This window comes from Mesorhizobium sp. YL-MeA3-2017 (assembly GCF_030814575.1).
In the GTDB taxonomy this organism is placed as follows: domain Bacteria; phylum Pseudomonadota; class Alphaproteobacteria; order Rhizobiales; family Rhizobiaceae; genus Mesorhizobium; species Mesorhizobium terrae.
Genome location: NZ_JAUSVH010000001.1, coordinates 2,617,747 through 2,631,228, shown reverse-complemented (window position 1 = coordinate 2,631,228; position 13,482 = coordinate 2,617,747). Strand labels below are relative to the sequence as shown.

Here is a 13,482-nt window from a genome sequence, read left to right as displayed (position 1 = left end):
AAGAAGGCCAACCCGTTTCAATCCATCGGAAAGATCGCATGCCGGACGAAAACCGCAAGCCGAACGAGACTTCGGGGCAAACCGACCAGGACAAGGCGCTGACGCCGGCAGCGCGGCGGGCGCTGGCCGAGGCGGAAGCGCGGCGCTCGGCCTACCGGCAGGCCGAGGCGGCCTTGCCCAAGGAATTCGGCGGCCGTGGCGGCAACGATCCCAACCGCTACGGCGATTGGGAAGTGAAAGGCCTGACCAGCGATTTCTGAACGGCCTCTCGCGTCCCGGTTCCCCGATCCGCGATGGCGCCCGGACAGGGTGTTGTCGGCGCGAATGCGCCAGGCGACCGGTCGATAGTTACGGGTTGCGCGAAAAACTTTACCCGGCATTCACCCCTCTTCCATTTTTGGCGTCGCGAAAAGTCCGAAATTTACCAAGCCGCCACCGGTCCTCTGGCAAATGCCGACGATCAAGCGGGAATCCTGCGCGGACGGATCGGGCGATCCGCCGGCGGGACGGGAAGGGCAATGTTGCGTTTCATCGAGTTCAGACAATTGGTCCGCCGTTTCGGTGACAACCGAAGCGGCAATTTCATGGTTGTGGCCGGGGTCGTCATCGCGGTCTTGGTGCTGGCGGTGGGCTTCGGCGTCGGCACCGCGCAATTGATGAATGCCAAATCCGCGCTCGGCGCCGCCGTCGATGCGGCGGTTACTTCGACGACACGCGATCTCACCCTTGGAAACGTCACCGAGCAGCAAGCGAGCGCATCGGTGAAGGCGTTCCTTGATGCCAACAGCGGCGGCGGCGGTGCTCTGCCATCTGGCAAGATCGTGCTCGACAGGGTGACGCTGAACCGCTCGGCCTATACGGTCGAGGTCGCCGCGCATGTCGACGTGCCGCTGTTCTTCCCGGTGTTCGGTCTCGAGAAGACGCGCCGGGTTTCACAGACAAGTGCGGCGGCCTATTCGTTCAGGCAGATCGAGGTGGCGATGATCCTCGACGTGACCGGCTCGATGAAAGAAAACGACAAGATCGGCGCGCTGAGGACCGCGGCCGCGAAGGCCGTCGACATCATCTTCAAGGATCAGAATCCCAATCGCCCGCGTGTGCGGGTGGCGGTCGTGCCTTATGCGAATTCGGTCAATGTCGGCAGCACGCTGGCGGCAAGTTCCGTTTTCGTGGAACCGACGGCGAACGATCGTGGACAAGCGCCCGGCAGCAACGAGCCCCGGCCTCCCGGGAGCTCGTACAACCCGAACGGTTGCGCCACCGAACGCAAGGGTGCCTACCAATATACCGACGACGGGCCGCAGGCGTCCATGGTCAATCGTGATTATCTGCTGGCCGAGTTCGTCTCGCAAGGCAATCGCGGCTATGGCACCAGGGATTGTCCGGAAGCAGCGATGATGCCGCTGACGGCGGACGCGGCGGCACTGAAGTCAAGGATTGCTTCCTTTGCCGCATCCGGCGGCACGGCGGGCCATATCGGCATCCAATGGGGCTGGTACATGCTGTCGCCGAAATGGGCCGGCGCCTTGGCTCAGTCGCAGCAGCCGGAGCCTTTCGACACCACCAAGGTTTCCAAATATGCGATCCTGATGACCGACGGCGAGTTCAACCTCTCCTATTTCGACGTTGACTCTCCCGACGCCGTCTACAACGACTACGGCAAACCTGCGACGCGGAATGCCGCGACGACGCTGTGCACGAAGATGAAGGCGCAAGGCATCGAGATCTTCACGATCGGCTTCGACCTGACAGAGGTGAACGCGAAGGGGACGCTGCAAAGCTGCGCCAGTCCCGATACCGGCGGGCTGAGGCATTTCTATCAGGCATCGACGGGGACGGAGCTGGAAAAGGCCTTCACGACGATCGCCTCCAACATGCAGAGGCTGGCGCTGACGAAATAGCCGGCCGGCCAAGCCACTTCGCCCGAAACGGAAAAGGCCGCCACATCTTTCGATGGGCGGCCTTCCGTGGCTTTCGTCCAGGCGCGGCTCGTGGCCACGATCCCTTCGGACCGTGCGCCGCGCGTCACGCGCTTCAGCGGAGAGGCTGCTCTCCGTGAAGGCGATCCGCCGGGATCACGCTCTGGAAAACGAAATCACTCGACATCGGATCACCTCCTTTCAGTTCGTTGAACACTTCGCCAAGGTGGGGTGTTTCGCGGCGAAGCGCAAGTGCACGGCTGCAACAGTTTTTAGGCCGCCGCGACAAGCGCCGGCATACCGGGCTTGGCGAAATGCAGGACGTCATAGGCCGCGCCACGTTCCGGCTGGCGCGCTGCCTCCGCCGAAAGCAGGAAACGCGACAGCCGCCAGCTGGCCAGATCGATCGCGGTGATGGCGGCGAAGCTGCCCGGCTGCTTGACGGCCGCCGTGTTGCGTTCGCCCTCGCGGCGGCGCAGCGCCGAAAAATCGGTATCGGCGTCGAGCAGGATATCCTCGCGGTAGACCGAGCGCGCAATGCCGGAAGAGCCGATATGGATATCCAGCGGCAGCCACGTCTCGATGGCGGGGCGGCCGAAGCCGTCGATCACCTTGCGGAAACGCTCGCCGGTGATGAAATCCACCGCCGCTTCGTCGTCCAGCCACAGATAGAGCGAGGAATAGGCGTTGTTGAGCGCGCCGTTTTCGCCACGCCGCTGCGCAATGAAGGCCTTGAAGCCGAGGCCGGGTGTGTCGTCCCAGTCGGGTCCGAGCTTCGTCGCGCGCTCGACAATCCTGCCCATGTCGTAATCGGCCGGCAGACGGTGGATGTATTGTTTCATCAGCATGGCGGTGCTCCTTGTCTCGGCAGCAACTTGCCATCACTGAGTCATTGTGAAAATGTATGTATACATATATCTGCCATAAGAATTGGAAATGAATAATCCGGCGAAGATCCTCGATATCGACACGGTGCGGGCGTTCGTGCTTGTCGCCGATCTCGGCAGTTTCACCCGGGCGGCCGAAGCGCTGGATACCGCGCAGGCGACGGTCAGCCTGAAGCTGAAGCGGCTGGAGGGCCTGCTCGGCCATCGCCTTTTGGAACGAACGCCGCGCCATGTCGCCTTGTCCGGAGACGGCGAGCGCTTCCTTCCCGCCGCCCGCAACCTGCTCGATGCCCATCAGCGCGCGCTGGCCGGTGTCCGAACCGCGCCGCCCAGCCGGCTGACGCTTGGCATCAGCGATCATGTCGCCGGAGCGGAGCTGCCGACATTGCTTGCAAGGCTGAACGCCTACGATCCGACGCTGGTGGTGGAGGTGAGGGTGTCGTCATCGCGCGATGTGATCGCCCGCTATGGCCAGGGCGAACTGGACGCGGCGATTGCACGGCGCGGCGAGGAAGGCGCCGACGGCGAGACGCTGTTTCGCGAGCCGTTTGGCTGGTTCGCGGCCCCGTCCTTCGCGTATCGCCCGGGCGAGCCGCTTCGGCTCGCAACGCTGGCCGCACCCTGTGGTATCCGTACATTGGCCATCGACGCGCTGGACGAGGCCGGCCTGCCGTGGACGGAAGCGTTTGTCGGCGGCGGGGTTCTGGCGCTCGGCGCGGCGGTTAGCGCCGGGCTTGCCGTGGCCACGCTGGCGCATCGCGTGGCGCCGACCGGCGCCATCGAGGTCGGCGAAGCGTTCGGCCTGCCGCGGCTACCGGCGCAGGATGTGGTGCTGATGGCGCGACCGGCGCGGCGCGAAGCCCGCGACGTGCTGAAAGTCCTCGCCGCCGCCTTCAGGGGCGCGGCGGCGAGATAGGGATTTCCGCTCAGGCCTTCTTGTTCTGGCGGTTCGCGACGAGGTCGTCGACCACGGCCGGGTCGGCCAGCGTCGAGGTGTCGCCGAGCGCGCCGAAATCGTCCTCGGCGATCTTGCGCAGGATGCGGCGCATGATCTTGCCGGACCGCGTCTTCGGCAGGCCGGGCGCGAACTGGATCTTGTCGGGCGAGGCGATGGCACCGATCTCCTTGCGCACATGCGCGACAAGTTCCTTGCGCAGATCCTCCGTCGGCACCACGCCGGCCATCAGCGTGACATAGGAGTAGATGCCCTGGCCCTTGATGTCGTGCGGGTAGCCGACGACGGCGGCCTCGGAGACCTTGTCGTGGGCGACGAGCGCGGATTCCACTTCGGCCGTGCCCATGCGGTGGCCCGACACATTGATGACGTCGTCGACGCGGCCGGTGATCCAGTAATAGCCATCGGCATCGCGGCGGCAGCCGTCACCGGTGAAGTACTTGCCCTTGTAGGTAGAGAAGTAGGTCTGGATGAAGCGCTCATGGTCGCCATAGACGGTGCGCATCTGGCCCGGCCAAGAGTCGGTGATGCAGAGATTGCCGTCGGCAGCCCCTTCCAGCACCTTGCCGTCATTGTCGACCAGTTCAGGCTTCACGCCGAAGAAGGGACGCGTCGCCGAGCCGGCCTTGAGATCGGTGGCGCCGGGCAGCGGCGTGATCAGGATGCCGCCGGTTTCGGTCTGCCACCAGGTGTCGACGATCGGCACCTTCTTCTCGCCGACGACGTTGAAATACCATTCCCAGGCTTCTGGGTTGATCGGCTCGCCGACCGAGCCCAGCACGCGCAGGCTCTTGCGCGAGGTCTTCTTCACCGGCGCCTCGCCGGCACCCATCAGCGCGCGGATGGCGGTTGGGGCGGTGTAGAAGATGTTGACCTGGTGCTTGTCGACCACTTCCCAGAAGCGCGAGACGCTCGGGTAGTTGGGCACGCCCTCGAACATCAGCGTGGTGGCGCCGTTGGCGAGCGGACCGTAGAGAATGTAGCTGTGGCCAGTCACCCAGCCGACATCGGCCGTGCACCAGTAAATATCGCCGTCGTGATAGTCGAAGACATATTGGTGGGTCATCGAGGCGTAGACGAGATAGCCGCCGGTGGTGTGCAGCACACCCTTGGGCTTGCCGGTCGAGCCCGAGGTGTAGAGGATGAACAGCGGGTCTTCCGCCTTCATCTTCTCGGGCTTGCACTCGGCCTTAACGGTCCGGACTTCGTCATGATACCAGAGGTCGCGGCCCTCGACCCAGCCGATCTTGCCGCCGGTGCGACGCACCACGACCACCGACTTCACGGTCATCTTCTGCTTGGCGGCGATCTCCACCGCCTTGTCGGTGTTCTCCTTCAGCGGAATGGTCTTGCCGCCGCGCAGGCCTTCGTCGGCGGTGATGACGAAGGTCGAGGCGGCGTCGACGATGCGGCCGGCCAGTGCGTCCGGCGAGAAGCCGCCGAAGACGACCGAGTGGACGGCGCCCAGCCGGGTGCAGGCCAGCATCGCATAGGCCGCTTCCGGGATCATCGGCATGTAGATGGTGACACGGTCGCCCTTCTTGACGCCGTGCTTCTTCATCACATTGGCGAGCCGGCAGACATGCTCGTGCAGCTCGCTATAGGTGATCTTCTTGTCGTCGTAAGGATTGTCGCCCTCCCAGATGATCGCCACCTGGTCGCCGCGCTTCTTCAGGTGGCGGTCGATGCAGTTGTAGGAGACGTTGGTCAGACCGTCCTCGAACCATTTGATCGAGACCTTGCCGTCGAACGAGGTGTTCTTGACCTTGGTGTAGGGCTTGAACCAGTCGATGCGCTTGCCGTGCTTGCCCCAGAACTTGTCCGGGTTCTTCACGCTGTCGGCATACCATTTGAGATAGGTGTCGTTGTCGATCAGCGCATTCTTCTTCCACGCCGGCTGAACGCGATGGACCTTCGCCTCGGACATGTCTTGGTCTTCCTCCTGAGATCGGCCGCGCGATGGCGGCAACACGGCTGGCAGCCGCGAAATCGCCGGCATTTATTACCAGTTCGGGGGCTGCGGCAATATTAGACATTGGGTTTGTGCGATACCTGCCCCGAACGGCCGGGCATCTGGAGCAAATTTGCGTGAAAATGCTCATACTGCGCCAAGTGCGGTGAACCGAAATGCCGCGCCGAACGTTATAAAGACGTGGTTAACATTCGAAGCGCACAGTCTTTACAGGAGGAACTGCAAGACCAGCTTGCGAGCACAACCATGCGCGACCATCCCGAACTGGAACTTCTCCTCAAAGGCTACGGTCTGACGACCGCCCGCATCCTCTATCATTTCCCCGATCATCCGCATTTGCTGCAGACCTATGTCTGGCAAGACTACGACATCGCGCCGAAATTCCCGGCGCTGTTCGGCTTCATCGAGTTCTGGAAACAGAAGCTGGAAGGGCCGCTGCATTCGATCTGCTTCACGCACAAGACGCTGATTTCGGCCAATGAATGGCGCAAGGTCGACGGCGAGATCGTTCTGCACTAGCCGACGGGACCGGACCAATTGAAACCGAGGTCGGCGCCGGTCAATCGAATTCCGTGACTGGCTGATTGGCCTTGCGGCCGCGAACGTTTCATGTGCGGGCTCCTACTCCATTTTTCGAGGAAGAGCTTATGAAAACCAAGATGTTCGCGGGCGTTGCCTTTGCCGCCCTTATGGCTTTCGCGTCGACCGCCCGGGCAGATATCGTGTTCGGCCTCGTTGCGCCGCTGACCGGCCCGGTCGCCGCCTATGGCGACCAGGTCAAGAACGGCGCCCAGGCGGCCGTCGACACCATCAACAAGAACGGCGGCATCCTCGGCGAAAAGGTCGTGCTGAAGCTGGCCGACGATGCCGGCGATCCGAAGCAGGGCGTTTCCGCCGCCAACCAGCTGGTTGGTGAAAGCGTGAAGTTCGTTGTCGGTCCGGTCACGTCGGGCGTGGCCATTCCGGCCTCGGACGTGTTCGCCGAGAACGGCGTTCTGATGGTGACGCCGACCGCCACCGCGCCCGGCCTGACCGCCCGCGGCCTGACCAACGTGCTGCGCACCTGCGGCCGCGACGACCAGCAGGCGGAAGTGGCCGCTGCCTATGTGGTGAAGAACCTGAAGGACAAGAAGGTCGCCATCGTCGATGACAAGGGCACCTACGGCAAGGGTCTGGCCGACGCCTTCAAGAAGGCGATCAATGCCGGCGGCGTCAAGGAAGTCAGCCACAATTCGCTGACACCGGGCGAGAAGGATCTTTCGGCGCTGGTCACGCGCCTGAAGTCCGACGGCGCCGAGGTGATCTATTTCGGCGGCTATCACCCTGAAGGCGGCCTGCTCGCCCGTCAGCTCGCCGACGCCGGCGTCAAGGCGCTGATCATCGGCGGCGAAGGCCTGTCCAACACCGAATACTGGGCGATCGGCAACCAGGCCGCCGCCGGCACGCTCTTCACCAACGCCACCGACGCGCTGAAGAACCCGGATTCGGCCGAAGCCGTCGCCGTTCTGAAGGAAAAGAACATTCCGGCGGAAGCCTTCACGCTCAACGCCTATGCCGCCGTCCAGGTGCTGAAGGCCGGCATCGAAAAGGCCGGCAAGGCCGACGATGCGGCTGCCGTGGCAAAGGCGCTGAAGGGCGGCGAGGCGATCCCGACCGCCATCGGCAAATTGACCTATGGCGAGACCGGCGACCTGACCAGCCCGAGCTTCTCGCTGTTCAAGTGGGACAACGGCAAGATCGTCGCGGCCGAGTAAGGTTCGCGGCATAAAAACAAGAAGGCCGGGAGTTTCCCGGCCTTTTCTTTTGATCCGATGGCCACTCAATCCGCCCAAGGATTGACTATGGCGAGGCCGGTATCTTCGAAGTCGGCGACATTGCGGGTCACGATCGTCAATCCGTGGACTGCCGCTGTCGCCGCGATCAGGCCGTCGGGAACTCCTCGCGTGCGTAGTGCGGCGATCCTTCCCCATTCGATGGCGATACGTTCGTCAATACCAAGAATTCGATTGCCATAGTCGTGTCTGAGCATTTGCAGCCATACGGCGAGGTGGTTAGCCGTCGTCGGATCGTGGCGCTGCTTCATGTGAATGCCGCGCGCAATTTCGCCAAGTGTGACGACGCTCAGAGACAGATCTCCGCGCTCCCGATCGGCTAGCCATTTCGTCACTGCCGGTTGGCGCTTGCGAGCGGCCGAAACCACATTAGTGTCGAGAAGAAACATATGGCTGCCGATCAGAAATCGATGTCGCGCGATGGCGTTTTGTCGCGCCGATTGACCTCCTCGACGAAATCGTCGTCCCACACCGGGCCGGTGAGCAGGAATTCCGCAAGCGATGGCTTCTTCGCGGAAAGCGCTTCATATTCTTCAGCAGAGAGAACGACCGCCGCGGGCTTGCCGCGCAGGGTGATAGTCTGCGGACCCTCTTCGCGAGCCCGCTGCACCAGTTTCGATAGATTGTTCTTCGCGTCCTGAAGATGCCAGTTCATAAACATCACCTAGCTAGCTTGGCTAGCTTGTAATATGCGCCTTGCCCCAAATCCAATCAAGGGTCGCGACTAGCGTGTCCCGAAAATGGCCGAGCCGACACGCACCGAGGTGGCGCCAAAGGCCACGGCCAGCTCGTAGTCGCCGGACATGCCCATCGACAGTTTTTCGACGCCGGCCTGGCGGGCGAGCTTTTCCAGCAGCGCGAAATGCGGGCCGGGGTTCTCATCGGCCGGCGGAATGCACATCAGCCCCTCGATGGCGAGGCCGTGCACGCCGCGGCAGCGTTCGACGAAGGCGACGGCGTCCTTGGGCTCGATGCCGGCCTTCTGCGGTTCCGAGCCGGTGTTGACCTGCACATAGAGTTTTGGCGCCTTGCCCTGGCGGGCAATTTCCTTCGCCAGTTCCGCGGCGATCTTTTCGCGGTCGACGGTTTCGATACAGTCGAAGAGGGCAACCGCCTCCTTGGCCTTGTTCGATTGCAGCGGGCCGATCAGGTGGAGCTCGACGCCGGGGAATTGCTCGCGCAACGCCGGCCATTTGCCTTGCGCTTCCTGGACGCGGTTTTCGCCGAAGACGCGCTGGCCGGCGGCAAGCACCGGGCGGATGGCGTCGGCCTCGAAGGTCTTGGAGACGGCGACCAGTGTCACCGTCGTGGCCGTCCGGTTCGCTTCGCGCTCGGCTGTCGCGATCCTGGCGTTGACCGCCTCGAGTTGCTGAACCGCGTCACTCATGTGGCATCCCGTCCTGATCCTGCTGTTTTTGCCGGGCGTTGCGGCCCATATGGTTGACGGGTTCCCGAAAGCATGGTGAAGACCCGGACCATGTCCTTGAACCACCGGATCAGCCGGCGGTTTCCCGCATGCTTTGTAAGTGAAAAACCGGCCATGGCAACCGAACGATACAACCCCCGCGCTGCAGAGCCCAAGTGGCAGACGGCATGGGACGAGGCCAAGCTCTTCGAGACGAAGAACGACGATCCGCGGCCGAAATACTATGTGCTCGAGATGTTCCCCTATCCGTCGGGACGCATCCATATGGGCCATGTGCGCAACTACACGATGGGCGACGTGGTGGCGCGCTGGCGCCGCGCCATGGGCTACAACGTGCTGCATCCGATGGGCTGGGACGCCTTCGGCCTGCCGGCCGAGAACGCCGCGCGCGACAACAAGGTCAACCCGCGCGACTGGACCTACGCCAACATCGCCACCATGAAGGCCCAGCTGAAGACGATGGGCCTGTCGCTCGACTGGGCGCGCGAACTCGCGACCTGCGACCCGAGCTACTACAAGCACCAGCAGAAGATGTTCCTGGACTTCTGGCGCGCCGGCCTGGTCGAGCGCAAGTCGGCCAAGGTCAACTGGGATCCGGAAGACATGACCGTGCTCGCCAACGAGCAGGTCATCGACGGCCGTGGCTGGCGCTCGGGCGCGCCGGTCGAGCAGCGCGACCTGACGCAGTGGTTCTTCAAGATCACCTCGATGAGCCAGGACCTGCTGGACAGCCTGGACACGCTGGACAAGTGGCCGGAGAAAGTCCGCGTCATGCAGGCCAACTGGATCGGCCGCTCCGAAGGCATGCTGATTCGCTGGGCACTGGCCAATCCGCCAGCCGGCGAGAGCGAACTCGAGGTCTACACGACGCGGCCCGATACCATCTTCGGCGCCTCCTTCGTGGCGATCGCCGCCGATCATCCCCTGGCAAAGAAGGCCGCCGCCGACAATCCCGACCTCGCCGCCTTCATCGAGGAGGTGCGCCACATGGGCACTTCGGCGGCCGCGCTTGAGACAGCCGAGAAGAGAGGTTTCGACACCGGCCTGCGCGTCGTCCACCCGTTCGACGAGAACTGGACGCTGCCGGTCTATGTCGCCAATTTCGTTCTGATGGACTATGGCACCGGCGCCATTTTCGGCTGCCCGGGGCACGATCAGCGCGACCTCGACTTCGCTAACAAATACGGTCTGCCGGTTGTCCCGGTGGTGCTGCCGGACGGCGCCGATCCGCAGGGTTTCCAGGTCACCGAAGAGGCCTTTGTCGACGATGGCGCGATGATCAATTCGCGCTTCCTCAACGGCATGCGGTTCAAGGAGGCCTTCGACGAAGTCGCGACAAGGCTGTCCGGCGTCACCATCGGCAATCGCCCGCAGGGCGAGCGCAAGGTGCAGTTCCGCCTGCGCGACTGGCTGATCTCGCGCCAGCGCTACTGGGGCTGCCCGATCCCGGTCATCCACTGCGAGGCCTGCGGCGCCGTGCCGGTGCCGGCCAAGGACCTGCCGGTGGAATTGCCGACGGACGTCACCTTCGACAAGCCGGGCAATCCGCTCGACCATCATCCGACCTGGAAGCACGCCAATTGCCCGCAATGCGGCAAGCCGGCCAGGCGCGATACCGACACGATGGACACATTTGTCGATTCGTCGTGGTATTTCGCCCGTTTCACCGACCCGTGGAACGAGAAGGCGCCGACGACGCTCGCCCATGTCGACGGCAGGCAAGGCTGGCTGCCGGTCAACCAGTATATCGGCGGCATCGAGCACGCGATCCTGCATCTGCTCTATTCGCGCTTCTTCACCCGCGCCATGACCGTCACCGGCCATCTCAACGAGGTGAAGGAGCCGTTCGAGGGCATGTTCACCCAGGGCATGGTGGTGCACGAGACCTACCGCGCCGGCAGCGGCCCCAGCGCTCGCTGGGTGCAGCCGGTCGAGGTCAAGATCGAGGACATCGATGGCGCGCGCCGCGCTTCGCTGCTGTCGGATGGCAGCCCGGTCGAGATCGGCCCGATCGAGAAGATGTCGAAGTCCAAGAAGAACGTCGTCGATCCCGACGATATTCTGGCGAGCTATGGCGCCGATACGGCACGCTGGTTCGTGCTGTCGGATTCGCCGCCCGAACGCGATGTGATCTGGACGGAAGCCGGCGTCGAGGGCGCGCATCGTTTCGTGCAGCGTGTGTGGAGACTGGTTTCCGAAACCGCGCCGCAACTGGCTGGCGTCGAACCCAGGACCGCGGTCGACGGCGAAGCTGGCGCTATCTCGAAGGCCGCCCACAAGATCGTCAAGGCCGTTGGCGAGGACATCGAGCGCCTGTCCTTCAACAAGGCTGTCGCCCGGCTCTACGAACTGGTCAATGCGATCCAGACGCCGGCGGCGGCGCTTGCAGAGGGCAAGGCCGATGCGGCGAGCGCGCAGGCGCTGCGCCAGTCGATCGAGATGCTGGTGGTGATGATCGCGCCGATGATGCCGCACCTGGCGGAAGAGTGCTGGTCGGCGCTCGGCGGCAAGGGGTTCATTGCGAATCAGCCTTGGCCAACCTTTGATCCGGCGCTGGTGGTCGACAATGAAGTCGTCTATCCGGTGCAGATCAACGGCAAGAAACGCGGTGATTTGACAATCGCCCGCGACGCGGACCAAGCTGCCGTCGAACAGGCCACCATGGCCTTGGACTTCGTTCAGAAGGCGCTCGAGGGCAAGGCGCCGCGCAAGGTGATCGTCGTGCCCCAGAGGATCGTCAATGTCGTTGCCTGACAATCACAAGACAGGCGCGGCGCTTCTGCGCCGCTTTGCTCTGTTCGGCCTGCTTGCCGGCATGGCTCTGGTTTCGGCCTGCCAGGTGCGGCCGCTTTATTCGAAGGCGCCGCTGTCGCCGGGTTCGACGGTCGGCGCGCGCGAGGAACTGGCCTCGATCGCGGTCAAGCCCGTGTCTTCGCGCTACGCGCAGCAGGTGCGCAACAACCTGATCTTCGGGCTCACCGGCGGTTCCGAACGGACGGCCGCGCCCGCCTATTCGCTGACGCTCAACGTGACCGAATCGGTGATCGCGTCGGCGAGCGTTCAGGTCGCCACCGACCAGGATCAGCCGACTGCCGGTACCGTCATTATGAGCGCATCCTATACGCTCACCGACGCCAAGACCGGCAAGTCCGTATCGACGGGTTCGCGCTCGATTTCGTCATCTTTCGACAAGCCGAGCCAGGAATTCGCGTCCTATCGCGCGCAGATTGATGCCGAGAATCGCGCGGCCCGCGAACTGGCCGAGCTGCTGCATCTGGCGCTGGCGCAGGATCTGGCAAAACAAGGCGCCAAATAGAGCTGCGGGCCGCGATGCCAGGGGGTCGCCGGAGCGTCGCATCATGCGCCTGACCGGACTGGTCGCCGAGGGTTATCGTTCGTTGAAGTCGATCCGGCTGGAATTCGGCCAGGTCGGGCTGTTCGTCGGTGAAAACGGCGTTGGCAAATCCAATCTCTATCGTGCGCTGCAATTGATCAAAGCCGCGGGCCAGGGCTCGCTTGCCTACGAGATCGCACGCGAAGGCGGCATGCAATCGGCGCTTTGGTCGGGCGGGCGCCGCCTGGCGCAACCGGCGCGCGTGATCCTCGGCGCCGAGCTCGAGAATGACGAGACGGCCGCGAAGTTCTCCTATCAGGTTGAGATCGGCCTGCCGCCGCCTGTTTCAGCCGGCTTTGCCTTCGAGCCGCAGGTCAAGGAAGAAAAATTGTCCGTGGAAGCCGGTCGTCGACCGGTCGAGATGATGACACGCAAAGGCCCGGCCGCCTTTGCCCGCGACGGCGACGGACGGCGTGTCGAATATCCGGTGCGTCTGCTCAACTCGGAGACAGCGCTGGCGATGCTGGGTGCCTCGGGCCGTTATCCGGAAGCCGGCGATCTGCGCGCCGCTGTTGCCGGCTGGCGTTTTTATCATGGTTTCCGCACCGACCGCGATTCTCCGGCCAGGAAACCGTCTCTCGCGATTACCTCGACGATGCTCGATGAGGATGGCGGCAACCTGGCCGCGGTGTTCGCGACGCTGGCCCATATCCGGCAGGACACGGTCGATCTCGATCGGGCCGTGGCCGATGCGCTCGGCGCGGAACTGGATGTTCCCGAACCGGGAGAGGCGGCAACCTTCGGCCTGAAGTTGCCGGAGTTTCCGCAGCGCCTGTTTCGGCCGGAAGAACTGTCCGACGGGCAGATGCGCTTCCTGGCGCTGGCCGGTGCGCTGATGTCCTATCGCCTGCCGGGGCTGATCGCGCTCAATGAGCCGGAAGCGAGCCTGCATCCGCGCATGCTGCCGGCGCTGGCCGATATGATCGCCAAGGCGGCGGAGCGCACCCAGCTGTGGGTGGTGACCCATTCGCAGGAACTGGCCGCGCTGATCACGGATCGCACCGGAGCCCAGGCGCTCGCCATGGTGCGGATCGACGGCGCAACCGCGATCGAGGGCCTCGGCATCACCGGCCGGCTGTCGGACGAGGACTGACAGC

Annotated in this window: 13 protein-coding genes; 8 read left to right on the top strand and 5 right to left on the bottom strand. The window is 63.7% G+C overall.

The genetic code is table 11. The features are described 5' to 3' along the window. The first annotated feature begins 38 nt into the window (after positions 1–38). Both QFZ88_RS12485 and QFZ88_RS12480 read left to right on the top strand, forming a co-directional pair. The gene (locus tag QFZ88_RS12485; protein ID WP_024923044.1) at positions 39–260 is read left to right on the top strand and encodes a DUF1674 domain-containing protein; all 222 of its coding nucleotides are present in this window, start codon (positions 39–41) and stop codon (positions 258–260) included. A 324-nt stretch (positions 261–584) separates the two neighbouring features. Continuing rightward, entirely contained in the window at positions 585–1,901 is a 1,317-nt protein-coding gene (locus tag QFZ88_RS12480) for a TadE/TadG family type IV pilus assembly protein (protein WP_307417479.1), read from the top strand. 290 nt (positions 1,902–2,191) lie between these two features. Here QFZ88_RS12480 and QFZ88_RS12475 read toward each other — a convergent pair whose 3' ends face one another. Continuing rightward, entirely contained in the window at positions 2,192–2,767 is a 576-nt protein-coding gene (locus QFZ88_RS12475; RefSeq protein ID WP_024923042.1) for a DUF4865 family protein, read from the bottom strand. Between the two features lie 88 nt (positions 2,768–2,855). Here QFZ88_RS12475 and QFZ88_RS12470 point away from each other — a divergent pair, with 88 nt between their 5' ends. Next, positions 2,856–3,722: a LysR substrate-binding domain-containing protein gene (locus QFZ88_RS12470; RefSeq protein WP_024923041.1), complete on the top strand. Its 867-nt coding sequence runs from the start codon at positions 2,856–2,858 to the stop codon at positions 3,720–3,722. 10 nt (positions 3,723–3,732) lie between these two features. Here QFZ88_RS12470 and acs read toward each other — a convergent pair whose 3' ends face one another. Next, on the bottom strand, positions 3,733–5,688 hold the full coding sequence (gene acs, locus QFZ88_RS12465) for an acetate--CoA ligase (RefSeq protein ID WP_024923040.1): 1,956 nt from the start codon (positions 5,686–5,688) through the stop codon (positions 3,733–3,735). A 291-nt stretch (positions 5,689–5,979) separates the two neighbouring features. Here acs and QFZ88_RS12460 point away from each other — a divergent pair, with 291 nt between their 5' ends. Together QFZ88_RS12460 and QFZ88_RS12455 are read left to right on the top strand one after the other, a co-directional pair. Beyond that, positions 5,980–6,252, top strand: coding sequence for an usg protein (locus QFZ88_RS12460; RefSeq protein ID WP_024923039.1), 273 nt, complete (start codon positions 5,980–5,982; stop codon positions 6,250–6,252). A 128-nt stretch (positions 6,253–6,380) separates the two neighbouring features. After that, the gene (locus QFZ88_RS12455) at positions 6,381–7,487 is read left to right on the top strand and encodes a branched-chain amino acid ABC transporter substrate-binding protein (protein ID WP_024923038.1); all 1,107 of its coding nucleotides are present in this window, start codon (positions 6,381–6,383) and stop codon (positions 7,485–7,487) included. A gap of 65 nt (positions 7,488–7,552) precedes the next feature. On the opposite strand, the gene QFZ88_RS12450 is transcribed toward QFZ88_RS12455, so the two are convergent. The 3 genes from QFZ88_RS12450 to QFZ88_RS12440 all read right to left on the bottom strand — a co-directional run bounded on the left by QFZ88_RS12450 (position 7,553) and on the right by QFZ88_RS12440 (position 8,952). After that, complete coding sequence (locus tag QFZ88_RS12450; protein ID WP_024923037.1) at positions 7,553–7,954, bottom strand: type II toxin-antitoxin system VapC family toxin; 402 nt, start codon at positions 7,952–7,954, stop codon at positions 7,553–7,555. 11 nt (positions 7,955–7,965) lie between these two features. Continuing rightward, complete coding sequence (locus QFZ88_RS12445) at positions 7,966–8,220, bottom strand: type II toxin-antitoxin system Phd/YefM family antitoxin (RefSeq protein WP_024923036.1); 255 nt, start codon at positions 8,218–8,220, stop codon at positions 7,966–7,968. Between the two features lie 69 nt (positions 8,221–8,289). After that, positions 8,290–8,952, bottom strand: a complete 663-nt coding sequence (locus QFZ88_RS12440; RefSeq protein ID WP_024923035.1) for a YggS family pyridoxal phosphate-dependent enzyme — start codon at positions 8,950–8,952, stop codon at positions 8,290–8,292. 153 nt (positions 8,953–9,105) lie between these two features. On the opposite strand from QFZ88_RS12440, the gene leuS reads away from it, so the two are divergent. The 3 genes from leuS to QFZ88_RS12425 are packed head-to-tail and all read left to right on the top strand — an operon-like array spanning position 9,106 to position 13,478. Next, positions 9,106–11,745: a leucine--tRNA ligase gene (leuS, locus tag QFZ88_RS12435; RefSeq protein WP_024923034.1), complete on the top strand. Its 2,640-nt coding sequence runs from the start codon at positions 9,106–9,108 to the stop codon at positions 11,743–11,745. Next, positions 11,732–12,307, top strand: a complete 576-nt coding sequence (lptE, locus tag QFZ88_RS12430; RefSeq protein ID WP_024923033.1) for an LPS assembly lipoprotein LptE — start codon at positions 11,732–11,734, stop codon at positions 12,305–12,307. The genes leuS and lptE overlap by 14 nt, the downstream gene beginning before the upstream one ends. A 43-nt stretch (positions 12,308–12,350) precedes the next feature. Continuing rightward, complete coding sequence (locus QFZ88_RS12425; protein ID WP_024923032.1) at positions 12,351–13,478, top strand: AAA family ATPase; 1,128 nt, start codon at positions 12,351–12,353, stop codon at positions 13,476–13,478. Positions 13,479–13,482: the final 4 nt, after the last annotated feature.